The organism is Streptomyces sp. NPDC051064 (assembly GCF_044455985.1).
Lineage (GTDB): Bacteria > Actinomycetota > Actinomycetes > Streptomycetales > Streptomycetaceae > Streptomyces.
In genome coordinates, this window is sequence record NZ_JBITFK010000002.1 from 327,013 (window position 1) to 350,724 (window position 23,712).

General features: G+C 72.1%; 21 protein-coding genes and 1 riboswitch. Of the genes, 11 read left to right on the forward strand and 10 right to left on the reverse strand.

Going from position 1 to position 23,712, the window contains the following annotated elements; translation table 11 throughout:
* Positions 1–185: 185 nt before the first annotated feature.
* The gene (locus ACIBCU_RS08325) at positions 186–488 is read right to left on the reverse strand and encodes a chorismate mutase (RefSeq protein ID WP_104788373.1); all 303 of its coding nucleotides are present in this window, start codon (positions 486–488) and stop codon (positions 186–188) included.
* A 312-nt stretch (positions 489–800) separates the two neighbouring features.
* On the opposite strand from ACIBCU_RS08325, the gene guaA reads away from it, so the two are divergent.
* The 5 genes from guaA (at position 801) to ACIBCU_RS08350 (ending at position 5,894) form a co-directional block, all read left to right on the forward strand.
* Positions 801–2,387 (forward strand): glutamine-hydrolyzing GMP synthase, encoded by a 1,587-nt coding sequence (gene guaA / locus ACIBCU_RS08330; protein ID WP_362938337.1) that lies wholly within the window; start codon positions 801–803, stop codon positions 2,385–2,387.
* Between the two features lie 116 nt (positions 2,388–2,503).
* Complete coding sequence (locus tag ACIBCU_RS08335) at positions 2,504–3,112, forward strand: Uma2 family endonuclease (protein WP_399230100.1); 609 nt, start codon at positions 2,504–2,506, stop codon at positions 3,110–3,112.
* A gap of 43 nt (positions 3,113–3,155) precedes the next feature.
* Positions 3,156–3,911, forward strand: a complete 756-nt coding sequence (locus tag ACIBCU_RS08340) for a class I SAM-dependent methyltransferase (protein ID WP_362938343.1) — start codon at positions 3,156–3,158, stop codon at positions 3,909–3,911.
* 130 nt (positions 3,912–4,041) lie between these two features.
* The gene (locus tag ACIBCU_RS08345) at positions 4,042–5,310 is read left to right on the forward strand and encodes a hypothetical protein (RefSeq protein WP_362938346.1); all 1,269 of its coding nucleotides are present in this window, start codon (positions 4,042–4,044) and stop codon (positions 5,308–5,310) included.
* 74 nt (positions 5,311–5,384) lie between these two features.
* The gene (locus ACIBCU_RS08350; protein WP_362938349.1) at positions 5,385–5,894 is read left to right on the forward strand and encodes a DoxX family protein; all 510 of its coding nucleotides are present in this window, start codon (positions 5,385–5,387) and stop codon (positions 5,892–5,894) included.
* 14 nt (positions 5,895–5,908) lie between these two features.
* Here the strand turns inward: ACIBCU_RS08350 and ACIBCU_RS08355 are convergent, their stop codons facing one another.
* Positions 5,909–6,172 carry a hypothetical protein gene (locus tag ACIBCU_RS08355; protein ID WP_362938352.1) on the reverse strand — a complete coding sequence of 88 codons (264 nt, stop codon included), beginning with the start codon at positions 6,170–6,172 and terminating at the stop codon, positions 5,909–5,911.
* A complete protein-coding gene (locus ACIBCU_RS08360; protein ID WP_399230103.1) occupies positions 6,159–7,493 on the reverse strand; it encodes a PspC domain-containing protein in 1,335 nt (444 codons plus the stop codon). Before ACIBCU_RS08360 ends, ACIBCU_RS08355 begins: the two co-directional genes overlap by 14 nt.
* Before the next feature lie 175 nt (positions 7,494–7,668).
* Between ACIBCU_RS08360 and ACIBCU_RS08365 the strand changes: the two genes are divergently transcribed.
* Positions 7,669–8,967 (forward strand): PspC domain-containing protein, encoded by a 1,299-nt coding sequence (locus ACIBCU_RS08365; protein WP_399230105.1) that lies wholly within the window; start codon positions 7,669–7,671, stop codon positions 8,965–8,967.
* Positions 8,964–9,659, forward strand: a complete 696-nt coding sequence (locus ACIBCU_RS08370; protein WP_362938361.1) for a response regulator transcription factor — start codon at positions 8,964–8,966, stop codon at positions 9,657–9,659. Before ACIBCU_RS08365 ends, ACIBCU_RS08370 begins: the two co-directional genes overlap by 4 nt.
* Positions 9,660–9,672: 13 nt before the next feature.
* Here ACIBCU_RS08370 and ACIBCU_RS08375 read toward each other — a convergent pair whose 3' ends face one another.
* Together ACIBCU_RS08375 and ACIBCU_RS08380 are read right to left on the reverse strand one after the other, a co-directional pair.
* Positions 9,673–10,428, reverse strand: coding sequence for a GNAT family N-acetyltransferase (locus ACIBCU_RS08375; protein WP_399230107.1), 756 nt, complete (start codon positions 10,426–10,428; stop codon positions 9,673–9,675).
* A gap of 12 nt (positions 10,429–10,440) precedes the next feature.
* On the reverse strand, positions 10,441–11,511 hold the full coding sequence (locus ACIBCU_RS08380) for an NlpC/P60 family protein (RefSeq protein ID WP_399230109.1): 1,071 nt from the start codon (positions 11,509–11,511) through the stop codon (positions 10,441–10,443).
* A 355-nt stretch (positions 11,512–11,866) separates the two neighbouring features.
* On the opposite strand from ACIBCU_RS08380, the gene ACIBCU_RS08385 reads away from it, so the two are divergent.
* Entirely contained in the window at positions 11,867–12,220 is a 354-nt protein-coding gene (locus tag ACIBCU_RS08385; protein WP_399230111.1) for a hypothetical protein, read from the forward strand.
* Positions 12,221–12,281: 61 nt separating this feature from the next.
* Here the strand turns inward: ACIBCU_RS08385 and ACIBCU_RS08390 are convergent, their stop codons facing one another.
* Positions 12,282–13,442 carry an NlpC/P60 family protein gene (locus tag ACIBCU_RS08390; protein ID WP_399230113.1) on the reverse strand — a complete coding sequence of 387 codons (1,161 nt, stop codon included), beginning with the start codon at positions 13,440–13,442 and terminating at the stop codon, positions 12,282–12,284.
* Positions 13,441–13,601: riboswitch (cyclic di-AMP (ydaO/yuaA leader) on the reverse strand. Its footprint overlaps the gene before it by 2 nt.
* Positions 13,602–13,859: 258 nt before the next feature.
* Between ACIBCU_RS08390 and pcrA the strand changes: the two genes are divergently transcribed.
* Positions 13,860–16,298: a DNA helicase PcrA gene (gene pcrA, locus ACIBCU_RS08395; RefSeq protein WP_362938374.1), complete on the forward strand. Its 2,439-nt coding sequence runs from the start codon at positions 13,860–13,862 to the stop codon at positions 16,296–16,298.
* Positions 16,299–16,345: 47 nt separating this feature from the next.
* Here pcrA and ACIBCU_RS08400 read toward each other — a convergent pair whose 3' ends face one another.
* Together ACIBCU_RS08400 and ACIBCU_RS08405 are read right to left on the reverse strand one after the other, a co-directional pair.
* The gene (locus ACIBCU_RS08400; RefSeq protein WP_399230115.1) at positions 16,346–17,965 is read right to left on the reverse strand and encodes a M23 family metallopeptidase; all 1,620 of its coding nucleotides are present in this window, start codon (positions 17,963–17,965) and stop codon (positions 16,346–16,348) included.
* 237 nt (positions 17,966–18,202) lie between these two features.
* The gene (locus ACIBCU_RS08405; protein ID WP_399230118.1) at positions 18,203–19,132 is read right to left on the reverse strand and encodes an esterase/lipase family protein; all 930 of its coding nucleotides are present in this window, start codon (positions 19,130–19,132) and stop codon (positions 18,203–18,205) included.
* A gap of 352 nt (positions 19,133–19,484) precedes the next feature.
* On the opposite strand from ACIBCU_RS08405, the gene ACIBCU_RS08410 reads away from it, so the two are divergent.
* Positions 19,485–19,898: a cobalamin B12-binding domain-containing protein gene (locus tag ACIBCU_RS08410; protein ID WP_362938383.1), complete on the forward strand. Its 414-nt coding sequence runs from the start codon at positions 19,485–19,487 to the stop codon at positions 19,896–19,898.
* Between the two features lie 62 nt (positions 19,899–19,960).
* Here the strand turns inward: ACIBCU_RS08410 and ACIBCU_RS08415 are convergent, their stop codons facing one another.
* Positions 19,961–21,589: a DUF5691 domain-containing protein gene (locus ACIBCU_RS08415; RefSeq protein WP_399230121.1), complete on the reverse strand. Its 1,629-nt coding sequence runs from the start codon at positions 21,587–21,589 to the stop codon at positions 19,961–19,963.
* 57 nt (positions 21,590–21,646) lie between these two features.
* Positions 21,647–23,017: an SWIM zinc finger family protein gene (locus ACIBCU_RS08420; protein WP_399230123.1), complete on the reverse strand. Its 1,371-nt coding sequence runs from the start codon at positions 23,015–23,017 to the stop codon at positions 21,647–21,649.
* Positions 23,018–23,153: 136 nt separating this feature from the next.
* On the opposite strand from ACIBCU_RS08420, the gene ACIBCU_RS08425 reads away from it, so the two are divergent.
* Positions 23,154–23,585, forward strand: a complete 432-nt coding sequence (locus tag ACIBCU_RS08425) for a hypothetical protein (protein ID WP_399230125.1) — start codon at positions 23,154–23,156, stop codon at positions 23,583–23,585.
* Positions 23,586–23,712: the final 127 nt, after the last annotated feature.

Consider the following 23,712-nt stretch of genomic DNA (forward strand, 5'->3'; position numbering starts at 1 on the left):
TCGTGCTCCCACGGCGTACCTGCGGTACGCCACACGTCCCGGCGGAGCCACGCGTGGATTCCTACCGATGCCGCCCCTGGCTGGCACGGACACACGGACCAACGAAGCCGTCCCGGGCCGGGTCACGCGCCGTACGGGTGAGACCCGGACCGAACGCGGGTGCGGCCGTACAGCCTTCCCGTACGTCACACCCGGCCGCGGCACAGCTCCAGCAGCGTCATGGCGAGTGCCGTGCCCGGCTTGCCCAGGGCATCGCTGTAGTGGCTGAGGACGTCCATCTCCCGCGAGAGGTTCACCCGGCGGCCTCCGGACGTGATCCTCGCCTCCTGGATGACCGCCGAGACGGCCATCCGTTCCTGGACGAGGCCGATGATCCGGTCGTCCAGCGCGTCGATGCGGGTGCGGGCGCCCCCGATCAGGGACGCGGCCTCGTCGGTGTGCGCGCCGGTCCGCTCGGCGGCCGTCTTCGTGGGTGCGGTGCTGGTCATCTGTGACTCCCGGTGGGCTGAGGGCCCGGAGCGACAGGTCCCGAACGCCAGAACGCCCCGGGCCTGTCGGCCCGGGGCGCCTGGAACGTTGCTTGTCAGTTGCTCAAGCAGCACGACCATGGCAGCCGGCGGGCCGGGTGCCATAGGTAAAGACGAAGATCGTGTGCTGACGCATGGAGCCAGTATGGACCCCGCCCCGGGCCGGGTCCACGCCGGGCCCGGATGGTGAGACGGGAGCCCGGCGGGGCCATGTCCCACGGCCGGTAGAATTGGGAGGACCGACCCCCTCTCCACCGCCGGAAGGCCGCCCCAGTGCCAGCAGCACCCCCCGCCGCCCCCGACACCACGACCGACGTCGTCCTGGTTGTCGACTTCGGCGCCCAGTACGCCCAGCTCATCGCCCGACGCGTCCGTGAGGCCCGGGTCTACAGCGAGATCGTCCCGTCCACCATGCCGGTGGCCGAGATGCTGGCCAGGAACCCCCGGGCGATCATCCTCTCCGGCGGACCGTCCTCGGTGTACGCGGAGGGCGCGCCCAGCCTCGACCGCTCGCTGTTCGAGGCCGGGGTCCCGGTCTTCGGCATGTGCTACGGCTTCCAGATCATGGCCACCACCCTCGGCGGCACGGTCGACGACAACGGTGCCCGCGAGTACGGCCGCACCCCGCTCACCGTCTCCAAGGCCGGCTCCACCCTCTTCGAGGGCACGCCCTCCGAGCAGTCGGTCTGGATGTCGCACGGCGACGCCTGCTCCGCCGCCCCCGAGGGCTTCACCGTGACCGCGTCCACCGACGTCGTCCCGGTCGCCGCCTTCGAGAACGACGAGAAGAAGCTCTACGGCGTCCAGTACCACCCGGAGGTCATGCACTCGACCTACGGCCAGCAGGTCCTGGAGCACTTCCTCTACCGGGGCGCGGGCATCGAGCCGACCTGGACGACCACCAACGTCGTCGAGGAGCAGATCGCCCTGATCCGCGAGCAGGTCGGCGACAAGCGCGCCATCTGCGGCCTCTCCGGCGGCGTGGACTCCGCGGTCGCCGCAGCCCTCGTGCAGAAGGCCATCGGCTCCCAGCTCACCTGCGTGTACGTCGACCACGGTCTGATGCGCAAGGGCGAGACGGAACAGGTCGAGAAGGACTTCGTCGCCGCGACCGGCGCGAAGCTGAAGGTGGTCGACGCGGAGAAGCGCTTCCTCGACGCCCTGGCCGGCGTGTCCGACCCGGAGCAGAAGCGGAAGATCATCGGCCGCGAGTTCATCCGCGTCTTCGAGCAGGCCCAGCTGGAGATCCTCCAGGAGGACGGCCCCGAGGTCGCCTTCCTCGTCCAGGGCACCCTCTACCCGGACGTCGTCGAGTCCGGCGGCGGCACCGGCACCGCCAACATCAAGTCCCACCACAACGTGGGCGGGCTTCCCGACGACATCGAGTTCCAGCTCGTCGAGCCGCTGCGCCAGCTGTTCAAGGACGAGGTCCGGATGGTCGGCCAGGAGCTCGGCCTGCCGGAGGAGATCGTCCAGCGCCAGCCGTTCCCGGGCCCCGGCCTCGGGATCCGTATCGTCGGCGACGTCACCAAGGAGCGGCTCGACCTGCTGCGCGAGGCCGACGCCATCGCCCGCGAGGAGCTCACGGCGGCCGGCCTGGACCGTGACATCTGGCAGTGCCCCGTGGTCCTGCTCGCGGACGTCCGCAGCGTCGGTGTCCAGGGCGACGGCCGCACCTACGGCCACCCGATCGTGCTGCGCCCGGTCTCCTCCGAGGACGCCATGACGGCCGACTGGTCGCGCCTGCCGTACGAGACGCTGGCGAAGATCTCCACCCGCATCACCAACGAGGTAGCCGACGTCAACCGCGTGGTGCTCGACGTGACGAGCAAGCCGCCGGGGACGATCGAGTGGGAGTGACCCCCGCTCCCTGAGGTCAATGCCGATGCCGTCGCTCATTCGTTTGGGCGGCGGCATCGTCGTATCGGATGGGTACGCTGAGTGAAGAGACGAGACTTCGGCGTATGGGAGCAATCATGAGCGCCGCACCCGAGCCCGGGCTTGAGCAGCAGCCGTACCGGTGGCCCGTCCCGCCGGAGGGCGGCTGGACGGCGGACGACCTTGACCGGATTCCGGGCCTCCCGCCCCACACCGAGCTGATCGACGGGAATCTCGTCTTCATGAGTCCGCAGACCGCCTTTCACGGGCGCGCCATGCGTTTGTTCGAGAACGCGCTCCTGGACCAGGCGCCGGCTCACCTGGACGTGTTGCGCGAGATGACGATCAAGCTGGACGAGAAGAACAGACCGGAGCCGGACGTGCTCGTGTTCCCCGTCGAGGCGAACACGGGCCACCGCCAGACCTGGTTCCGGCCCGAGGACATCCTGCTCGCCGTCGAGGTGGTCTCGGACGATTCGGTGGAGCGCGATCGCGACGTCAAGCCCCGGAAGTACGCGGCCGCCGGAGTCCGGCACTACTGGCGGGTGGAGGCGGACGAGGACGGGCTGCCGATCGTGTACGTCTACGAACTCGACCCCGCGCTGGAGGTCTACGTGCCCACCGGCATCCACCGTGACAAGCTCACCCTGACGGTCCCCTTCCCCCTGGACGTCGATCTGACGGCGATCAACCGGCGCCGCCCCTGAATCCACTGGCACGATCCCAGCGCCCGTGCCAAGGTGCCTCACCATGACCGCCGAAGAAGTCCGCGCCCTCATGTCCGCCCCCGGCAACGACCGCCTCACCTGGAACACCCCGCTCTCCGAGGAGCACGCCGCCCAGCTGATCTCGGCCTGCGCCCCCGCGCCCGGCGCCCGGATCGCCGACTTCGGCAGCGGCTGGGGTGAGTTGCTGATGCGCCTGGTCGAGGCGGCGCCCGGCTCCACGGGGGACGGCATGGAGACCGACCCGGACGCCGTCGCGCGGGGTCTGCGGCTGGCCGAGGAGCGAGGGCTCACGGGCCGGGTGCGGTTCCACGAGGTCCCGGCGGCCGAGCATCCGGCGACCGGCTACGACCTCGCCGTCTCCATCGGTTCCTCGCATGCCTGGCCGGGCGGTACCCCGGAGGCGCTGAAGGCCCTGCGGGCCGCCGTACGCCCCGGTGGCCGGGTGCTGTTCGGGGACGGGTTCTGGGAGCGTGAGCCCTCGCCCGCCGCGCTGGAGGGCCTCGGCGCGGAGCCGGACGACTTCGGCCCGCTCCTGGGTCTGATCCGGCAGGCGGAGGCGGCCGGACTCAGGCCGCTCCAGGTGACCGTCGCAGACCGGCGCGAGTGGGACCTCTTCGAGTCCGCCGCCAACATCGGGCGCGGCGAGCGCTGGGCGCTGGCCAATCCGGGGCACCGGCTGCACGCCGCGGTGACCGAGGCCGTCGACGCCCGCCGCACCGGCTACTACGGGGGATACCGGGGGACACTGGGCCTCGCCTACCTCGTCCTCAGCGCCTGACAATCGCACATCCGTACAACGAGCGCCCCCGAGCCGCCCCGATGCGGGACGGAGCGGCCCCGTACGGCACAATTCGCAGAAATCAGAGGCGAGTTGGTTGGTACCGGGGCGGGAAAGGGCGGCGTTCTCCGTGGCGTTGGACGAGGCGAGGGCGAAAAGTACGCACGGCGGTGGCTGTACGTGCGGCGACTGCCCGCACGGGGCACGCGAAGGGCACCGGCGGGCCGTGGCGGCCTTCCTCGCCAAGCGGGACGAACTCGCCGCCGGCCAGGGCCTGCCCGGCGGTGTCGCCCAGTCGGTGTCCGCGTCCCGGCAGTGGGTGTCGGACGAGCTGACCGAGTCGGCCCGCACCGTCGCCGACCGCAGCAGGGAGGCCGGTGACGCCTGGCTCCACGCCCTCTGGCGGCGCACCCTGACCGTGGTCTGGGGCGGCGTCGCCCTGCTGGTCATCGCCGAGGCCGTCACCGCCATCGGCGCCGGCTGGTCCACCGCACGCACCGCGGGCCTGCTCGCCGCACTCGTCACCGCGGGCCTGCTGACGGGCGCCGCCCGCGTCCACCGGGCCCGCGGCGGCCTCCTCGCCCCGTTGATCGGCGAGGACAACCGGCTCTCCACCTCACGTACGGTCGCGGCATCCTGGGTGCTGCTCGCGGTCTTCGCCGTCCTCGTCCTCGCGCTCCAGCTGGCCGGGGCGTCGGCACACGCCGACCGCGACGCCCTGATCGAGGGGCTGGACCTGGTCCGCTCGGCCGGCGTGCTGTCCGTGCTCGCGCTGGTGTGTGCCGTCGCCGTCGTCGTACGCCGGGTGGTGACCGTACGCGTCCTGGGGCAGCGGCTGCAGAAGCTGCGGGCCGACCGGCCACGGGCCGCCGATCTGCTGACCGACGACTCCGGACGCGGCAGCTTCACCGATGTGCAGTACGTCCTGGTCAGTACGGTCGCCGTGCTGTTCGCCGCGGTCCGCCTGGCCCGCCGCCCCGAGCAGCTGCCGGATCTGCCGTGGGGCCTGGCGGTCCTGGTGGGCGTCTCGGCGGTGACGTACTTCGCGGGGAAGTACGCCGAGGGCGGCCGGCCCGTCATCCTGTCGGTCGTCCGGGCCAGGGAGGCCGGGGACCTGGACGCCCCGATCCGTACCGGCGACGACATCGAGATCCGGGGTGCCGGATTCGTGCCGCCGGGCGCCGGGAGTCCCGACCGGCTGGCACGGGTGGTCGTCAGGATCGGCCGCGTACACGTGCACGTGCCCCTGATCCCGGTCACCGGAGGCTTCGCCAACCCGGCGGACACCGTGCTCACCGTGCCCGTGCCCGTCGAGGTCGAACCCGGCGAGGTGGAGGTACAGGTCGTCACGGCCGCGGGCGTGGAGACCAACTCCTGCCGCATCGATGTCACGGACTGACCGCACACCTGGTGAGCCGCACCGAACCGGCGTACGTATGGTCTGTCGGAAGGCCAACGGAAAGCGGGGCAGTGATGCACGGGTACAGGGGCGGTTCCTACGGGCTCGACGAGCCGAGAAGTCTCCGCGACCGGGCGGGGCAGTACGCGCTCCTGCCCCTGCGGATCTTTCTCGGCGTCACCTTCGTCTACGCGGGGCTCGACAAGCTGACCGACAGTGCGTTCCTGTCCGCGAGCGGGGCCGGCTCCATCGGCGAGATGATGAACGCCGTACGTGACAGCGCGGCGATCCCGGGCCTCGTCGACCTGGCTCTGAAGAGCCCCGAAGGCTTCGGGTACGCCATCGCGATCGGCGAGCTCCTCGTCGGCCTCGCTACCCTGGCCGGCCTGTGGGCGCGGCTCGCGGCGCTCGGCGGGGCGCTGATCTCGCTGAGCCTGTGGCTGACGGTGAGCTGGCAGAGCACGCCGTACTACTACGGCAACGACCTGGTCTACCTCATGGCCTGGCTGCCGCTGCTGCTGGCCGGAGCGCCCTACTGGTCGGTGGACGCCCTGCGAGGAGGGCGGCGCCGCGGGCGTATCTGAGGGCCGCGCGGTGGTCAGGGCACCACGGTGGAACCACCGGGCGCGGGCTCCGGTGCCGACGCCTCCGCCGCGGCCTTCCGCGCCTCCCGCCGTCGCCGTAGCCGGTAGCTCACCCAGGTCGCCGTGGCGGCCAGCCACAGGCCGCCGAGGAACACCGGGGCGAAGAACGTCCACGGGGCGTTCCACGCGCCCGCCGCGTCCGCCGCGTAACCGGCCGCCAGGGTCAGCATGACGAGGCCCGCCACCGCGCGGCCCGGCCGGATCTCATGACGTAGCACGGGTGACCTCCAGTTGTCCGATGCCGACTCCCATGCCCAGCTCGACGGTGCCGGCGGGCTTGCTGTCCTCGGCGGGTCCGATGGTCTGCCGGGTGCGCCGGTCGGGGGCGATGTCCACGTCCTTGCGCTGGTCGGACGGGAACTGGATGTCGCCGAGGCCCGCCTCCGCGTCCACCTTCACCGTCACCCCGGCCGGTACGACGACGAGCGCGCGGCCCGCGCCGACCTCGATCCGGGTGCGCAGGGTCTCGCCCTCCGGGACGGTGACCCCGGAGAGGTCGAGCTTCGCGACCCCGGTGCCCAGCTTGTACTGCGGCTGGACCGTGGCCACCGACGCCGGGTGCCACTCCTTGCGGACCCAGTCGGTGCCGACGTCGTCCGGGACGGCCGAGGCCCCCGCCAGCAGCCCCGCCGTGATCATGGCCAGCAGGACCGTGCCGAAGCCGGTCCTGCCGAGGACGGAGGCGACGAGCAGGCCGAGGCCGAACACCCCGAGCGCCGCCGCGAGCCCGATCTGCAGGCTCGTACCCAGTGGATGGGTGTCCCAGCTCAGCCCCGTCCCGAGGCCGCCCGCGATCAGGGCGAGGAGGAAGACGAGACCGCCGATCGAGCGGGGGCCCCGGGTGCCCGTCGGGCGGTAGGGCGGCCGGTACGGGGCGTCCGCCGTCGGCCTGTTCCTGTCGAGCTCCGCCGCCTCCGACACCGCGTTCTCGGGACCCCAGAGATAGCCGGTCCCCGCCGGGCCGGTCGTGCCGTCCTTGACGATCGGGTCCCGCCACCAGGACGGGCTGCCCGGCGTGGGCGGCGCCTTCACCTCGGGCGGCGCCCCGTGGCCGGCGGCGTGCGCCGTACTTTTTGGAGTGTGTGCCGTCGTGCCCGGCGCGTCCTCGGGCGGGGCCGTCCGGCGGTGCCGGCTCCAGACCGAGAAGCCGATCACGGTCAGCGACAGCATCGCGGCGAAGGCGAGCATCCCGCCGTTGTGCAGCATCGACAGCAGCAGCCCGCAGCCCGCCAGGGCCAGCACGAGTGCGATCAGCGAGGCGCCCTCGACCCGGCCCGACAGCAGCCTGCGCGCCTCGTTCTCGTCCTCGCCCTCCACCGGGAGCAGCAGCCACGCGAAGCCGTAGAAGATCAGCCCGATGCCGCCCGTCGCAGCGAGGACACCCAGCACGATCCGGAAGATCACCGGGTCCACGTCGCAGTACCGGCCGAGCCCGCCGCACACCCCGGCCACGACCTTCTGCCGCGGGCTGCGCTGCAGCCGCGGTGCCGGCTCGGGGGGCGGTGTGACGCCGGGGGAGGCGTCCTGGGGAACGGTCATGGCTCCATGGTGACGGCCCGTACGCCCTTGTGGGACCCGCGACGACCCTGGCCGATCCCTGATATTGCGTCCCGGAGGCCGGTGGGTGCCCGCCCGGTCACCCTGTGGCCTCCTCAGGGTCGAGTCCGGGCAGACCCTGATGCCGCGGCCCGCCGGAACGTGTGACGATCGGTACATGCCAGCAGCCACGACCCGAGCCCCGAGCTCCCACGCCCAGGACCCGGAGGAGCCGGCGCCGCGCAAGCTCTACCGCAGCGCCGACGGGCGGATGCTCGGCGGTGTCGCGCGCGGGCTCGCCGGACATCTGGGGCTGCCCGTCGCCTGGGTCCGGTTCGTCTTCCTCGGACTGTTCTTCGCGGACGGCCTCGGCGCCCTGCTCTACGCGGTGTTCTGGATCGTCGTACCGCTCGGGGTCGGCGGGGGCGGCGGGATGGGCGGGGTGGAGCGGTCCCTCTTCGAGACCGCCCCGGACGGCCGGCGCAGACTCCGCAAGCCGGACAAGGGCCAGGTGTTCGCCCTCGTCGCGCTGCTCGTCGGCGCCATGGTCTTCGTCGGCAACGTCGACATGGGCAGCAAGGCGGACCGTTACGTCTGGCCCGCGCTGCTGATAGGCGCGGGCTCCGTCCTGGTGTGGCGCCAGGCCGACAACGCGCGCCGCGCCCGCTGGATGGAGGTCGGCCGCCGCCGCCGTGTGCTGCAACTGGCCCGGGGACTGGCGGGCGTCGCGCTCGTCGGCCTCGGCCTCGCCGCCTTCATGGTGGTGCGGGGCTCGGCGGCCCAGCTCGGCACCGCGCTGACCGCCGCCATCGCCGTACTCACCGGGATCGCGCTGCTCGCGGGCCCCTATCTCGTGCGGATGACACAGGACCTCTCCGAGGAACGCCTGATGCGCATCCGGGCCCAGGAGCGTGCCGAGGTGGCCGCCCATGTCCACGACTCCGTCCTGCACACGCTCACGCTGATCCAGCGCAACGCGGACGACGGCGGCGAGGTCCGCAGGCTCGCCCGCGCCCAGGAGCGCGAGCTGCGCAACTGGCTGTACAACCCGGAGGGCACCGGCAAGGAGGAGGCCGAGGAGCCGGCGAGCCTCGCCGAGGCGGTCAAGCGGGCCGCCGCCGAGGTGGAGGACATGCACGGGGTCCCGCTGGAGGTCGTCGTCGTCGGCGACTGCCCGCTCGACGAGAAGCTGGCGGCGCAGATGCAGGCCGCACGCGAGGCGATGGTCAACGCCGCCAAGTACGGTGGCGAGGGCGGTGCCGTCCAGGTCTACGCGGAGGTCGAGGGCCGCACGGTCTTCGTCTCCGTACGGGACCGGGGGCCGGGATTCGACCTGGACGCCGTTCCGGGCGACAGGATGGGCGTACGAGAATCAATCATCGGCCGGATGCAGCGCAACGGCGGCACGGCGCGGCTGCGTTCGGCGCCCGGCGGGGGCACGGAAGTCGAGCTGGAGATGGAGAGGGCGAGCGAATGACCGAGAACACCGAAGCGACCGGGGGCCCGGAGCGCCGGGTACGGGTCGTGCTCGTCGACGACCACCGGATGTTCCGCACCGGCGTCCAGGCCGAGATCGGCCGCACCGAGGAGACCGGGGTCGAGGTCGTCGGCGAGGCCGCCGACGTCGATCAGGCGGTCACCGTGATCACTGCGACCCGTCCCGAGGTCGTCCTTCTCGACGTCCACCTCCCGGGAGGCGGCGGTGTCGAGGTGCTGCGGCGCTGCGCCCCGATGATGGGCGGCGTCGAGAACCCGGTGCGCTTCCTCGCGCTGTCCGTCTCGGACGCCGCCGAGGACGTCATCGGCGTCATCCGTGGCGGCGCACGCGGCTACGTCACCAAGACCATCACCGGCACCGACCTCGTCGACTCGGTCTTCCGGGTCCAGGAGGGCGACGCGGTGTTCTCGCCGAGGCTGGCCGGGTTCGTCCTTGACGCGTTCGCCTCGACGGACGCCCCGCCGGTCGACGAGGACCTGGACCGGCTGACGCAGCGCGAGCGCGAGGTGCTGCGGCTGATCGCCCGGGGGTACGCGTACAAGGAGATCGCCAAGCAGCTGTTCATCTCGGTGAAGACGGTCGAGTCCCATGTCTCGGCCGTGCTGCGCAAGCTCCAGCTCTCCAACCGGCACGAGCTGACCCGGTGGGCCACGGCGCGACGGCTGGTCTGAGCCCGGCCCGTGCTCAGGCGGGGTCGAGCGAGATGTTGAGCTTCTCGCCGGTCCTGCGGTAGCCGACGCCCGCGTAGATCCGCTCGACGTCGGGACCGCCCGGCTCCAGCCATACGGTGTGGAAGCCGCGCTCGAATGCCGTGCGGGTCAGCCAGGCGGAGAGCGCCGCACCGACGCCCCTGCGGCGGAAGGCGTCGGCGACGGCCAGACCGGCCAGTTCGCCGATGCCGTCGGCCGGGGGCGAGCAGCCGCCCGCGCCGGCGGGGCGGCCGTCCACGGTGGCCAGTCCCGAGACGCCGCCGCTCTCCGTCGCCCGGCGCAGCCAGGCGATCTCGCCGTCGTCGGGGCCGCCCTCCCCGCCGAAACCGGTGTGCTGGACGGCGGCCGCGGAGGTGAACTCCGCGTCGGTGACGGGCTCGGCGATGCGGAGGCCGTCCACCGGCTTGGGCGTAAGCAGGCCGTCGGCGGTGCAGGCCATGACGGGTGCGCGGTTCTCGACGGTGAAACCGGCCGCCAGCAGGGCCGGTTCGACTGCGGGCGCCCAGGCGGGCAGGAACTCCAGCCGGGGCAGCCGGTCGTGCTCACGGAACGCGGCGACCAGGTCGGCGACGTCCTGTGCGGTGGGTTCGGCCCCCTGGTCGGGGATGGCGTAGTTGGCGAACTTCAGCTCCCAGCCCGGGTTGTGGCGCACCGTGAAGGGGCCGACCCGGTAGTGGTCCGGCGAGCGGAGAGCGAGCGTACGGGCGTAATGCTGGATGGCGGTGTCCATGGGCCCGGGAGCCTATGCGACCCGTGTCGCTCCCGCGAAAGGCATTTCGCTGATCGGCGCGATACGGACGGGGGCACCTGGGCGCGGGGCGTGGATCATCTGGCCGCCGCCGATGTAGAGCCCGACGTGGGTGACCCCGGAGTAGAAGAAGACCAGGTCGCCCGGGGCGAGTTCGGACCGGGAGACGCGTTGGCCCGCGTTGATCTGGGTGTACGTCGTACGGGGCAGGGAGACTCCCGCCGCGCGCCAGGCGGCCTGGGTGAGGCCGGAGCAGTCGAAGGACGCGGGTCCGGTGGCGCCCCAGACGTACGGCTTGCCGAGCGCCCCGTACGCGAAGTCGACGGCCTGTGCCGCGCGGGCGTTGGGGGCGGCCACGGAACCGCGTGGGGCACCCCGGCCGGCCCGGGCGGCGCTGCCGCCGTGCGCGGCGTCGGCCGAGCGCTCGTAGCCGGCGCGCTGCTCGGCGGTGAGGCCGGCCAGGAGTTTCCGGGCGTCGGCGAGCTTGGTGCGGACCGCGTCCTTGTGCTTCTTCAGGTCGGCCCGGCGTGAGGCGAGGACCTCCAGCTCGTCCTTCGCCCGGGCGCGCAGCTGGGCGATGTCGCTGACCTGTCGGCGTACGCCCTGGAGCGCACCGGCCTGGCGGTCGCCCGCCCGGTCCTCGTAGGAGGCGCGCTCCAGATACTCGTCCGGGTCCGAGGAGAGGGCCAGCCGGACGGCGGGGTCGATGCCGGTGCTGCGGTACTGCGCGGTGGCGAACGAGCCGAGGGCGTCGCGCGAGGCGTTGAGACGCTCGGTCCTGCGGGCGGCCTCGTCCCGGAGGGCTTCGAGGGACTTCTCGGAGGCCGCCGCCTCCTCCTTCGCGCCGTTGTACTTCTCCGTGGCCACCTCGGCGTCGTGGTAGAGCCGGTCGACCTTGGCCTCGACCTGGGCCGGGGTGAGCTGGGGGTCGGCCTGGGCGGCGCCTTCGAGGGCGGTCGCGGTCGCGGCCCCGGCGAGGGCGAGGGTGGCTGCTGTGCGGGCAGCAGGCCCGGTGAACAGACGCTGCTTGGGCTTGCGGTGAGCGGCTTCTCGATGGGCGGCCACGGGGGTGGTGCGTCCTTCCGTTCGACTGCCCGTCGGTGGGTGCCGCGGGCCCGCCGGGGTCCGGCGGCGGGTCACCACAGGGGGGAGTGGCCCGCCGCCGGATTCCTGGCGGGGCGACCGGGAGCCGCCCGGTACGGGGGCGGTGGTGCAGAGCCGGTCACCTGGGAGGGACGCTAAACCCGGCGCACAGGGAAGAGGTGTAATGACAGCTATTGCCCTCATATGCTGTTTCGTTTCCGTCGGTTGACCGGAAAAATCAACCGGAGTCCGGCAATCCGCGCAGGGTCCGGGGGAACTCATCAGTAAGTCGTACCTGGCCGAAGAGTGGTGATATGGCCGCGGTTAGGCTGCGGCCATGGACGTACTCATCAATGTCTTCGTGGCCCTGCACATCATCGGTATCGCCTCCCTGCTGGGCGGCTTCCTGACCCAGATGAAGGCCATGGGGGCAGGCACGGCATGCTTCGTCCCGGCCATGCTGCACGGCGCGCTCACCATGCTCGTCACGGGTGTCGCCCTGGTCGGGCTCAACCAGGCCGACGACCAGAGCGTGAACAACGTCAAGATCGGCGTCAAGCTGCTGGTCCTGATCGTGGTCCTGGCGCTCGTCTACGTGAAGCGGGACGAGGAGAAGGTCGGCAAGGGCGCGTTCGCCGCCGTCGGCGGGCTGACGGTCGCCAACATCTTCATCGCCACGCTCTGGACCTGAGCGCGCACGGGCGGGCCCGGGGCTGTGCCCCGGGCCCGCCCGCCGGTGGTGCTGCCGCGCGTCACGCGGGGCGCACGCTGCCGTAGATCGGCATGTAGTAGATCGACTCCTCGCGGACGTTCGCACCCGGCTTCGGCGCGTGGATCATCATGCCGTCGCCCTTGTAGATGCCGACGTGGCTGATGTCGTCGTAGAAGAAGACCAGGTCTCCCGGCTGCAGATCCGCCGTGGCCACCCGGGTGCCGACCTCGACCTGGTCCCAGGTGGTGCGGGGCAGATCGACGCCCGCCTCCTTCCAGGCCGCCTGGGTGAGCCCGGAGCAGTCGTACGAGGACGGGCCAGTCGCCCCCCAGACGTACGGCTTGCCGATCTGGGCGCGTGCGAAGGCCAGGACCTTCTCGGCCTTCGAGGCGTAGCCGCTGTCGGAGCCCGTGCCGCCGGTCTCCGTGCCGGTGCCCGAGCCGGCATCCTCCTTCGCGGCCTCCTCCTTGGCGGCCTGCTCGGCCTTCTCCTTCGCGGCCTGCTGCCGGGCCAGCTCCTCGGCCTTGCGCTTGGCCTCGGCCTCCTTCTCGCGCTCCAGCTCCGCGAGTCGCGCCTTCTCCTCGGCGGTCAGCTCCGACAGCAGCGAGCGGGCCTCGGTGAGCTTCGTCTGCACCTGCTGCTTGCTGGTGCGCAGCGTGGCCTGCGACTCGGTGAGCGTCTCCAGGCTCTTCGTCGCCTCGACGCGCTTCGCCGCCGCCTCCTTCTGCTGCGTACGGAAGTCGGCGACCGCCTTCTGCTGCTGGCTGGTCATCCGGGCCATCAGCTGGTCCTGGTCGAAGTACGACTGCGGGTCGTCCGCGAGGAAGAACGTCGCCGTCGGGGCGATCGAGCCGCTGCGGTACTGCGCGGCGGCGTAGTTGCCCAGCTCCCGGCGCGTCTCGTTGAGCTTGTCGGCCCGCTTCGCCGCGGCCTCCAGCAGCGCGTCGACCTTGGAGCGCTGCTCGGCCGACGCGCTCTTCGCCTTGTTGTACTGCTGCGTCGCGGTGCCGGCCTGCCGGTACAGGGCGTCGACCTTCTTCTGCACTTCCTCGATGCTGGGCTTGGGCTCGGCGGGGGCTGCCGTCGCGCTCTGCGTGGAGAGCAGGGTGACGGAGGCGAGCGCCGCGGTCGTGAGACCGACGGCGGGGGTGGTGGTGCGCACCCGGGTGCGCGGCTTGCGATGCGACGCCAAGGCCGGCATCTCCTTCCGTGGACCGCCTACCGGGTTAGCTGTCGGGTTCGGGCGGAACGGAAGGCTGCCCTACGGTCCGGTGGAGACGGACCGATTCACCCCGGTGCTGCGTGTGGGTCCCCGGTTCCGGACACCCTTCGGGGGGTACGGATTCGGCGGGGGTGCCCGTGTGGCGCGGTTCGCCTCAAGGGGGTACGGGGCACCCGTCGGAGCACGCTAGCCAACCCGTGGTGTCCCTGTGAAGGTTGATGTTCGATATGCCCGATACATTTTCGTGACCTTTTCCGGGTGGCGGTCCACGGGCCGGGGAACCACCCTGGAATCTCACGTTCTGTGGGTGGATGATCTCGTTACGCACACGGTCCGGGGCCCTTGTCGCCGATGCGGCCCCGGGCTGTCGGTGCGGCCGCCTAGACTCGTGAGGCGATGAGCAGCCTCTTTGACGACAGTTTCCTGACCGGCCTCCAGCAAGCGGAGGACGGCCCCCCGCCGCCCCCCGAGGAGCACGCGCCCGAAGCGGTGCCGGAGGGCCTCTTCGAGGACGTCTTCGACGCGCCTCCGCCGCCGCGTGACGCCTACTACCGCGACGGTGCCCCGCGCCCCGTCACCGACTCCGCCGCGCTGCTCGAAGGGCTGAACACCGAGCAGCGTGCCGCCGTCGTGCACGCCGGGTCCCCCCTGCTCATCGTCGCCGGGGCCGGCTCGGGCAAGACCAGGGTGCTCACCCACCGGATCGCCCATCTGCTGGCCGAGCGAGGGGTCCATCCGGGGCAGATCCTCGCGATCACCTTCACCAACAAGGCCGCCGGCGAGATGAAGGAGCGCGTCGAGGACCTCGTGGGCCCGCGCGCCAACGCCATGTGGGTCATGACCTTCCACAGCGCCTGTGTGCGGATCCTGCGCCGTGAGTCGAAGCGCCTGGGCTTCACCTCCTCGTTCTCGATCTACGACGCCGCCGACTCCAAGAGGCTCATGGCGCTGGTCTGCCGCGATCTGGACCTCGACCCGAAGCGCTACCCGCCGAAGTCGTTCACGGCGAAGGTCTCGAACCTGAAGAACGAGCTGATCGACGAGGAGACGTTCGCGGGTCAGGCCGCCGACGGCTTCGAGAAGACGCTGGCCCAGGCCTACGCGCTCTACCAGGCGCGGCTGCGCGAGGCCAACGCCCTGGACTTCGACGACATCATCATGACGACGGTCCACCTGCTCCAGGCGTTCCCCGACGTCGCCGAGCACTACCGCCGCCGCTTCCGGCACGTCATGGTCGACGAGTACCAGGACACCAACCACGCCCAGTACACCCTGGTGCGCGAGCTGGTGGGCCCGGCCGGCGAGGACGACGCCCCGGGCGAGCTGTGCGTCGTCGGTGACGCGGACCAGTCGATCTACGCCTTCCGCGGCGCGACCATCCGCAACATCCTCCAGTTCGAGGAGGACTATCCGGACGCGACCACGATCATGCTGGAGCAGAACTACCGCTCCACACAGACGATCCTCTCCGCCGCCAACGCCGTCATCGAGCGCAACGAGAGCCGCCGCCCCAAGAACCTCTGGACGAACGCGGGCGCCGGCACCCGTATCGCCGGCTACGTCGCGGACACCGAGCACGACGAGGCGCAGTTCGTCGCCGACGAGATCGACCGGCTGACGGACTCCGGGGACGCGAAGGCGGGCGACGTCGCCGTCTTCTACCGCACGAACGCCCAGTCCCGTGTCTTCGAAGAGATCTTCATCCGCGTCGGACTGCCCTACAAGGTGGTCGGCGGAGTGCGCTTCTACGAGCGCAAGGAGGTCAGGGACGTCCTGGCCTACCTCCGGGTGCTGTCCAACCCCGAGGACACCGTCCCGCTGCGCCGCATCCTCAATGTGCCCAAGCGGGGCATCGGCGACCGGGCCGAGGCGATGATCGACGCCCTGTCGATGCGCGAGAAGATCTCCTTCCCGCAGGCGCTGCGCCGGGTGGACGAGGCGTACGGCATGGCGGCCCGGTCGGCGAACGCCGTGAAGCGGTTCAACACGCTGATGGAGGAGCTCCGCACGATCGTGGAGTCCGGCGCCGGCCCGGCGGTCGTGGTGGAGGCCGTCATGGAGCGGACCGGCTATCTCGCCGAACTCCAGGCATCCACCGACCCGCAGGACGAGACCCGTATCGAGAACCTCCAGGAGCTCGCGTCCGTCGCTCTCGAATTCGAGCAGGAGCGGGCGGAGGAGGAGGGTGCGGGCACCCTCGCCGAGTTCCTGGAGAAGGTCGCGCTCGTCGCCGACGCCGATCAGATCCCCGACGAGGACGAGGACGGCTCCGGCGTCGTCACGCTGATGACGCTGCACACCGCGAAGGGCCTCGAATTCCCCGTGGTGTTCCTGACGGGCATGGAGGACGGCGTTTTCCCGCACATGCGCGCGCTGGGACAGGTGAAGGAGCTGGAGGAGGAGCGCCGGCTCGCCTACGTGGGCATCACGCGCGCCCGGGAGCGCCTGTATCTGACCCGGGCGTCGATGAGGAGTGCGTGGGGGCAGCCCTCGTACAACCCGCCGTCGCGGTTCCTGGAGGAGATCCCGGACCAGCACCTGGAGTGGAAGCGCAAGGGGCCGATGGCGGCTCCGGCGGGGCCGACGTCCGGCATCACGTCGTCGCTGTCCTCGTCGCGCTCGAAGTCCGGGCCGTCGGGGTTCGCGACCCGGCGCACCTCCGAGAAGCCGGTGGTCACGCTGGTGGTCGGGGACCGGGTCACGCACGACCAGTTCGGCCTGGGCACGGTGACGGCGGTCGAGGGGTTCGGCGACCAGGCGAAGGCGACGGTCGACTTCGGCGACGAGCGGCCCAAGAAGCTGCTGCTGCGCTACGCGCCGGTCGAGAAGCTCTGACCCGGGCCGGCCGTCACAGGGGGGCAGCCCTCATGTGACGGCCGGACTCAGTTCGGGTTGATGCCGTGGCTGCGGAGCCAGGGCATGGGGTCGATCGCGGAGCCGCCACCGGGCCGTACCTCGAAGTGCAGGTGCGGGCCGGTGGAGTTGCCGGAGTTCCCCGAGTAGGCGATGACGTCGCCCGCCTTGACCGAGCCGGAGCGGATCTTGGTGGTGCTGAGGTGGCAGTACCACGTCTCGGTGCCGTCGGCCGCGGTGACGATGGCCATGTTCCCGTAGGCGCTGTTCCACTGGGTGCGGACCGTGCCGTCGGTCGCCGCCATGACGGGGGTGCCGTAGGAGACGGGGAAGTCGATGCCCGTGTGGACGGACATCCAGTTCACACCGGCCTGGCCGTAGGTGGCGCTGAGGCCGTGCTGCTTCACGGGCAGCATGAACTTGGGACGCGCGGCCTCGCGGCGCGCGGCCTCCTCCTCGCGCTTCTTCTTCTCGGCGGCCTGACGCTCCTTCAGGTCGATGCGCTCCTGGGTGCGGCTGGCGCGGTCGGCGAAGTTCTCGGCGTCGGCGCTGAGGTTGGCGAGCTGGGTGTCCAGCTTGTTGTTGGCCACGGCCGGCTTGACCGTGTCGGCGGCCGCCATGGACGCGGTCTCGTCCTTCGTCTCCTCGCCTCCGCCGACACCGCTCACCGAGGCCGCGGCGATGCCCGCGACGCTCATGACGCAGGCGGAGGGGACGGCGACGGTGAGGAGCGCCGAGCGCTTCGCGGGGGTACGGCGCCGGCCCCGGCCGCCGCGCGGGGCGGCGGAACGGTTCACGGGGCGGGCGGATGCGGCCACGGACGCGGACTCCGCGGTCACGTCGACGACGTCCGAGAGCGGCTCGGGCTCACCGCGGGCTTCGAGAGCCTCGGCGTACGGGTCGGTCTGTGCGATCCCGTCCCCGGCGGTTCCGGCGTGGTCGTGGGAGCCGGGGGAGTCGTGCGGGTCCTGGGCGCCGTGGAGGTCGTGGAGGTCTTGGGCGCCGACGCCGTCGTGGGAGGCGAACTCGGCGGTCTCGTACGGCTCGTAGGACGCCGACTGGTGTTCGTACGAGGGATACGACGTCTGTGCGGGTGCGTACGCGGCGTCCTCGGGCGTGGCGCCGGTGTTCCAGGCGGTGGCGTCGAAGGTGCCGGTGTCGGGCGTCGCGTAGCTCTCGTAACCCGTGGTCTCGAAGGCGGGCACGCTGTACGTGCCGGTCGCGTAGGCCGTGGTCTCGAACGTCGTGGTGGGGAAGGCGCCTGTGTCGCCCGTCGCCCACTGGCCGGCCTGGCCGGTGTGGTCCCAGCCCGTGGTGTCCCACTGGCCCGTCGCGTCGGGGGCGGGGGCCTGGGCCGGGATTCCGGCCTCGGGCATCCAGGCGGCCGTCGTGTCGTAGCCCTGGGGCGCCTGCGGGGGGTGGGCCTGGGCGTCATAGGCGTCGTACGAGGCCTGCTGATGCGCTCCGGTGTCCCACTGGCCGCCGCCGTAGCCGCCGTCGTACGCCGGGGCGTAGCCGCCGCCGTACGTCGTTCCGTGGCTGCTGTCGTGCTGACCCGGCAGGGTTCCGAAGAGCGGGTCGGTGTCGAAGCTGCCGGTGGACTGGCTGTCGTATCCGGCATACCCGGCGTGGGGGTGCTGGTCGTTCACCAACTTCTCTCTCGCCTCGGCAGCAGGACCTGTTCCGGGGTCCGGTGGGGGGATCCCAGGGTGAGTAGTGGCCGCGACTGTACCCGGCGGTAGGTGAGGACGACAATCTTCGGCGGCTTTCAGCCCCTCAGGAAACGGGCAATCGGCCGCCTTTCGGTGGACCGGAGAGGCAGCCTTGGCTCTATGTTCGACAATTGTTCTATTCGACGGGGGCGTGTGGGGGCCTGAGGCGGGGGATCAGGCGACGGAGGCGGCTCCCGGAGCAGCTCCCGGAGCTCCGAGGGACGCGCCGTCGGACTCGAGTGCCTGACGGATCGCGGACGCGATCGCGGGGTGGACCGGCAGGGCGAGATGGCCGATTCCCGTGACGCGCACATTCACCGCGTCGAGGTCGGGGTGATCGACGCAGGCCGTCTCGACGGGCAGCATCACCCGGTCCAGCTCGCTCCAGAAGCTGATGAACCGTGTCCGGCAGCCCGGGGCGGGGCGACGCAGCTCCTCGATCAGATCCGATCCGCTGCGCATCTGGCGCACGATGGGGTGCGCGCCTGCCAGCGGGGCGGCGGCGGTGCCGCTGTGCGGTGTACCGAGGGTGACGAGGGTGCGGACCCGCCGGTCCCCGCCGAGCCGCTGCACGTAGTACCGCGCGATCAGGCCGCCGAGGCTGTGGCCGACGATGTCGATCTCGCGGTGCCCGGTGCGGGCGCAGATCTCCTCCACGTGGCGGTCGAGCAGCTCGGCCGCCGTGCGGATGTCGCAGGTCAGCGGTGAGTAGTTGAGCGACTCCAGATGGTGCCAGCCGTGCCGGGCCAGGGAGCGGCGGAGCAGGACGAACACGGAGCGGTTGTCGATGAAGCCGTGCAGGAGCACGACGGGCGGGCGGGTGTCGGCCGCGGAGGGCAGTGCGGTCGTGTCCGCCGTGTCAGCCGCGTCAGCTGTGTCCGCCGAACGGGTGAGCCGCCCGGGTTCCGCGTCGGATCCGGCGCCGGTGTCGGGCGGGGGCGTGCGGTGCCGGCGCTCAGGGGCGAGGCCGGAGGGGTAGATGAGCACATGCCCGGCGAGGATCACCAGCTCCAGCGCGGTGGCTCTGATCAGCGTCGACGACAGCCAGGCGGGGCGCAGGCACGGCCTGCGCAGCAGTAGGGGTAGGAAGGACAGGACCTTCATGGCCGACCTCCTGCACTGGCATGCGGGGGAGGCGGCTCCCTGCCCCGTACGCCCTCACGGGGGTGCTGCGGAGGTGACCGGCGGCCCGGCGGCCATGATGCGGCCGTGGGCCGTACCACCGTGCCGTGCGGCTGACGGCGCGGTGGTACGACGACCTCGTTGCGGCTCCCCTGGCGGCGCTCCCCGTGCGGCTGATCGGCCGCACGGTGCTGGGAACGACGCCGGCGAACATGTCCCATGTGTGATTTCCCCCTCCCGGTCCACCGCGAAACGAGACCGTGCGGGATGCTGTGGATAACGTTCGTTCACATCACCGGCCCTCCGGGCACGGGAAACGCATGTGGAGGCTTTGATGGGTGTGACCGGTCCGATCCGTGTGGTGGTGGCCAAGCCGGGCCTCGACGGCCATGACCGCGGGGCCAAGGTGATCGCGCGGGCGCTGCGGGACGCGGGCATGGAGGTCATCTACACGGGGCTCCACCAGACCCCCGAGCAGATCGTCCACACCGCGATCCAGGAGGACGCCGACGCCATCGGTCTCTCGATCCTCTCGGGTGCTCACAACACGCTCTTCGCCAAGGTCATCGAGCTGCTGAAGGAGCGCGAGGCGGAGGACATCAAGGTCTTCGGCGGCGGCATCATCCCCGAGGCGGACATCGCTCCGCTGAAGGAGCAGGGGGTCGCGGAGATCTTCACCCCGGGTGCGACGACGGCCTCGATCGTGGACTGGGTGAACACGCACGTCCGCCAGTCCGCGGAGGCCTGAGCCCGCGGAGGCCTGAGTCCGCGGAGTCCTGAGCCCGCCGGGATCCCGACGTCCGTCCGTGGTCATTCCGTGCCGTCCTGGACCAGCTCCGCGTCCATGGCGGCGCGCAGGCGCAGGGTGGAGACCAGGCGCTGGAACGCCTCCGACCAGTAGCCACCCGCCCCCGGTGAGGCACCTTCCGGCTCGTCGGGCGTGGTGGTGAGCACCGCGAGCCGGTCCGCCTCGGCAGGGTTGAGGCAGCGCTCGGCGAGGCCCATCACCCCGCTGAAGCTCCAGGGGTAGCTCCCCGCGTCCCGGGCGATGTCCAGTGCGTCGACCACCGACCGGCCGAGCGGCCCGTCCCAGGGCACTGAGCAGACGCCGAGCAGCTGGAACGCCTCGGACAGGCCGTGCGCGGCTATGAAACCGGCGACCCAGAGCGCCCGCTCGGGGGCGGGCAGAGTGGCGAGGAGTTTCGACCGCTCCGCCAGCGACGCCGTCCCGGGGCCGTTCGCCAGGGGCGTCGAGGGGGCCCCGAGGAGCGCCCGCGCCCACTCGGGGTCCCGCTGCCGCACGGCGGCCCGGCACCAGGCGGCGTGCAGCTCACCCGCCCAGCCGTCGGCCACCGGCAGCGCCACGAGCTCCTGCGCCGTCCGGCCGCCGAACCTCTCCCGCCAGACACCGAGCGGTGCCGCCTCCACCAACTGGCCGAGCCACCAGGACCGTTCACCTCGCCCCGAGGGCGGCACCGGCACCACGCCGTCGCGCTGCATCGCGGCGTCGCACTCGTGCGGAGCCTCCACGGCGACGGATACGGCTCCGCCCGTACGGTCGGGGTTCACGCAGGATGTGGCACGGGCCGCCATCCGCCGGGCGAGCGCCGAATCGAGCAGGGCGGACAGCAGCTCGGCGGCCGTGGAGCGCACGTTGCGGCTGCGGTCCGCCAGGGCCTCCTCCAGGAACGTCTCGTCCGCCCCCGAAAGGCCGGAGCGCAGCGAATCGAGGAACATCAGCCGGTCCTCGGCCCGTTCCGTGGACCAGGTGGTGGCGAGCAGGGACCGGGCGGCACCCGGATCCCGCTCCCGTACGGCCCCGAGCAGCGCGACCCGTTCGGCGAAGAGCCCCTCCTCCCAGAGCCTGCGCACCGCCTCCGGATCCGCGGTGTCCGGCCGCTGCGCGCCGCGTGAGGAGGCGCGCAGCGCGAACTTCCACTCGGGGTTCAGCCCGGCCAGCCAGATCCCGCGCGGACCGGCGAACGCCAGCACGTGCGGACGCAGATCCGTGCGCGCTCTCGCCGCGTCCAGCAGCGCGGGCAGAAGCTCCGCCGGCGCCCGGTAACCGTGCGCACCGGCGGAGGCCAGCCACTGGGGGATGAGCTCGGTGAGATCGGGAGCCGCTCCGCGCCTCCCCCCGGTGGGCGGCGCCGAGCGGTCGGCGAGCAACTGCGCGAGCCGGCGGCGGGCGGGGGCGGGCAGCGCCGGCCGGGGATCGGCGGGCGCGGGCACGGGCAGGGCGGCCCCGGTGGCCGGCCGCAGCGCCGCCCTGCGGCGCACGGTGTGCACCGCCGCCGTGTCGAGCAGCGCCGCCGGACCGACCGCGGTGCCGTCATCCGCCCGGAGAGGGCGCCGGTCGGTGCCGAGCAGCGCCGAGGTGACGAGGTCTTCCCACAGGGCGCTCACGGTTGCGTCGTTCGTCGTGACGGTGGTGGACATCGGGTCCCTTCCGGTGATCCGGTGGTCGGTCGAGGGGAGAGAGGGAACGCGTGGTGGTCAGGCGAGCGCCACCGCCGCCCTCGGCCCGTCCTCGGCGTCGGAGGTCTCGGCGCACCACGCCGCGAGCGGGTCGAAACCCCGGTGCCCGCACTCGCCGAACACCGTCAGCGGGCGGCCGCCGGAGAGCGCCACGAGCTTCCACAGACCGGGCCGGGAGAGCGCCGCGGGTGCGACCGGCAGGGCGGAGCCGTCCGCCGCGCCGACCAGTTGCCAGCCGTCCCCGGACGGCGCGGGTATGACCGCGCGCAGCGTGGCCGGCCAGGCGTCGAGCCAGGGGTCGTCGCGCAGCGCGTTCCCGTACGCGGCAAGGGCGTCGGCGGTGGTGCCGCCGGGCGGCGGCGCCGTTGTGGCGAGGGGCTCGCCGAACTGCGGTCCCAGCTCGCCCCGCAGTCCTCCGCCGCCCGGATACGGCGTCACCTCGGCGTCCATCACGGTGCCCACCGGCAGCGGCGGGGCGGGGGCACGTCCCGGCGCGCCGTAGGACAGCAACAGTGTGGTGTGCCCCGAATCCCTGCCGTACATCCAGGTGCGACGGGTGACGATCCTGCCGTCCGGCGTGTCGTACTGCGCGAGGACCAGCCAGTGGTCGCGGACGGCCGGTCCCTCGGCCGAGGCCGTCAGCCCCACCCTCGAACGGACCGTGGCCGCCAGGGGGGCGGGCAGCCGGTCGAGTCCGAGCCAGGCCGAGTCCAGCAGACGCAGGAGCGCGCACTCCTCGAGCAGCCGCGCCGGCCAGCCGGGCCCCGAAGCCGGGACGGACCCCAACTCCCGCACACGGGACGCCAGCCCTGGGGCCTGCGCGTCGACCATGCGGGCTGCCGTCTCCTCCCACAGCCCGTATCCCGGCCGGTCCGCCGCCGCGAGTCCGCCGCGCAGCAGGTCGATGAGCCGCTGGTCCATCTCCTGCGCGCCGCCGGTGACGCGCTCGGCCCTGCGGTCGGCGCGCCGGGCAGCCGCGCGTGCCGCGGACCCCCCGGACGTCGCCCGCGCGCGTCGGTCGGCCAGCCACTGCGCGACCCAGGGGGGCGGCTCCTTCGTCCGGTCCAGCATCGGGGCCTCGGACGCATGGAGCAGCAGCAGCCCCAGGGCGTGCCCGCAGGGCGTCTCCCCGCCGGTACAACCGCACGTGTACGCCGCATCGTTCGTGTCCACCGCTGTGCGGTGCGGTGGCCCCTCGCCGGCCTCGCGGATCCCCCACACCACGCCCTGGCCGCACCCCGCTCCGGTCCACGCACGCTCCGCGGCGAACGCACCCCCCGCCTCGCGTGACCACACGTCAGAAGCGAGGTCCAGCACTCGTTCCATCGCCTGGCGTGCCTCCACCGGATTGGTGGAGCGCCAGGGTTCTCCCCCTTGAGACAGCACCATGGACCCGACGGTAGAGCGCACCACTGACAATCGGCCCCGACCTGCGATTCCACCCGTTCCGAGGCGCCTTGACCGCTTCGCGTCCGTGCGCTTCTCTGCGAGGAGGAGAGTTCGGCAAACGAATCGGGGGATTCAGATGAACCGCACCATGCGCACCACACGCCACGGAGTGACCACGCGTGCGGCCGCGTCGGCATCGGCCGTCTGCGGCCTCGTGCTCGGCCTCGGCGGCTGTTCTCCTGAATCAGTCGACAAGGTCGTGGACGAGACGTACCAGGTGACCTACGAAGTCACCGGCACGGGCGTCGGCGAGATCCAGTTCCACGGCGGTGGCGGCGACGCCATGGATCCGGAGATCGAAACGGTCAAGTCGCCCACCCTGCCGTGGAAGAAGACCGTCACGCTGCGCGGGATCATGCCGGCCGCGGTGATGCCCGTCGCACCGGACGAGGGCACGGCGGAGCTCGCCTGCACCATCACGCACAAGGGCGAGGTCATCGGGGAGGCGAAGGGCGAGGAACTCCTCACGAGCGGCGGGTGCGTCGCGGTCTCGCCCGTCACGGGCTGATCCTTCACGCCGAGACCGAGACCGAGACCGAGACCGAGACCGGTCCCGGCCGTGTGCCGGGACCGATTGTCAGTGGCATGGTGCACCGTGGAAACCGCATCGGATCGACCGATCCGGAGGGGGATCC

What these genes read in the sequence shown, in the direction of transcription:
- ACIBCU_RS08410 (WP_362938383.1), top strand. Translation starts at nt 19,485, where the DNA reads ATGGGTGTGACCGGTCCGATCCGTGTGGTGGTGGCCAAGCCGGGCCTC.
- ACIBCU_RS08425 (WP_399230125.1), top strand. Translation starts at nt 23,154, where the DNA reads ATGAACCGCACCATGCGCACCACACGCCACGGAGTGACCACGCGTGCG.
- pcrA (WP_362938374.1), top strand. Translation starts at nt 13,860, where the DNA reads ATGAGCAGCCTCTTTGACGACAGTTTCCTGACCGGCCTCCAGCAAGCG.
- ACIBCU_RS08415 (WP_399230121.1), bottom strand. Translation starts at nt 21,589, where the DNA reads ATGTCCACCACCGTCACGACGAACGACGCAACCGTGAGCGCCCTGTGG.
- ACIBCU_RS08405 (WP_399230118.1), bottom strand. Translation starts at nt 19,132, where the DNA reads ATGAAGGTCCTGTCCTTCCTACCCCTACTGCTGCGCAGGCCGTGCCTG.
- ACIBCU_RS08365 (WP_399230105.1), top strand. Translation starts at nt 7,669, where the DNA reads ATGCCAGCAGCCACGACCCGAGCCCCGAGCTCCCACGCCCAGGACCCG.
- ACIBCU_RS08340 (WP_362938343.1), top strand. Translation starts at nt 3,156, where the DNA reads ATGACCGCCGAAGAAGTCCGCGCCCTCATGTCCGCCCCCGGCAACGAC.
- ACIBCU_RS08370 (WP_362938361.1), top strand. Translation starts at nt 8,964, where the DNA reads ATGACCGAGAACACCGAAGCGACCGGGGGCCCGGAGCGCCGGGTACGG.
- ACIBCU_RS08385 (WP_399230111.1), top strand. Translation starts at nt 11,867, where the DNA reads ATGGACGTACTCATCAATGTCTTCGTGGCCCTGCACATCATCGGTATC.
- ACIBCU_RS08360 (WP_399230103.1), bottom strand. Translation starts at nt 7,493, where the DNA reads ATGACCGTTCCCCAGGACGCCTCCCCCGGCGTCACACCGCCCCCCGAG.
- ACIBCU_RS08350 (WP_362938349.1), top strand. Translation starts at nt 5,385, where the DNA reads ATGCACGGGTACAGGGGCGGTTCCTACGGGCTCGACGAGCCGAGAAGT.
- ACIBCU_RS08420 (WP_399230123.1), bottom strand. Translation starts at nt 23,017, where the DNA reads ATGGTGCTGTCTCAAGGGGGAGAACCCTGGCGCTCCACCAATCCGGTG.
- ACIBCU_RS08375 (WP_399230107.1), bottom strand. Translation starts at nt 10,428, where the DNA reads ATGGACACCGCCATCCAGCATTACGCCCGTACGCTCGCTCTCCGCTCG.
- ACIBCU_RS08325 (WP_104788373.1), bottom strand. Translation starts at nt 488, where the DNA reads ATGACCAGCACCGCACCCACGAAGACGGCCGCCGAGCGGACCGGCGCG.
- ACIBCU_RS08335 (WP_399230100.1), top strand. Translation starts at nt 2,504, where the DNA reads ATGAGCGCCGCACCCGAGCCCGGGCTTGAGCAGCAGCCGTACCGGTGG.
- ACIBCU_RS08390 (WP_399230113.1), bottom strand. Translation starts at nt 13,442, where the DNA reads ATGCCGGCCTTGGCGTCGCATCGCAAGCCGCGCACCCGGGTGCGCACC.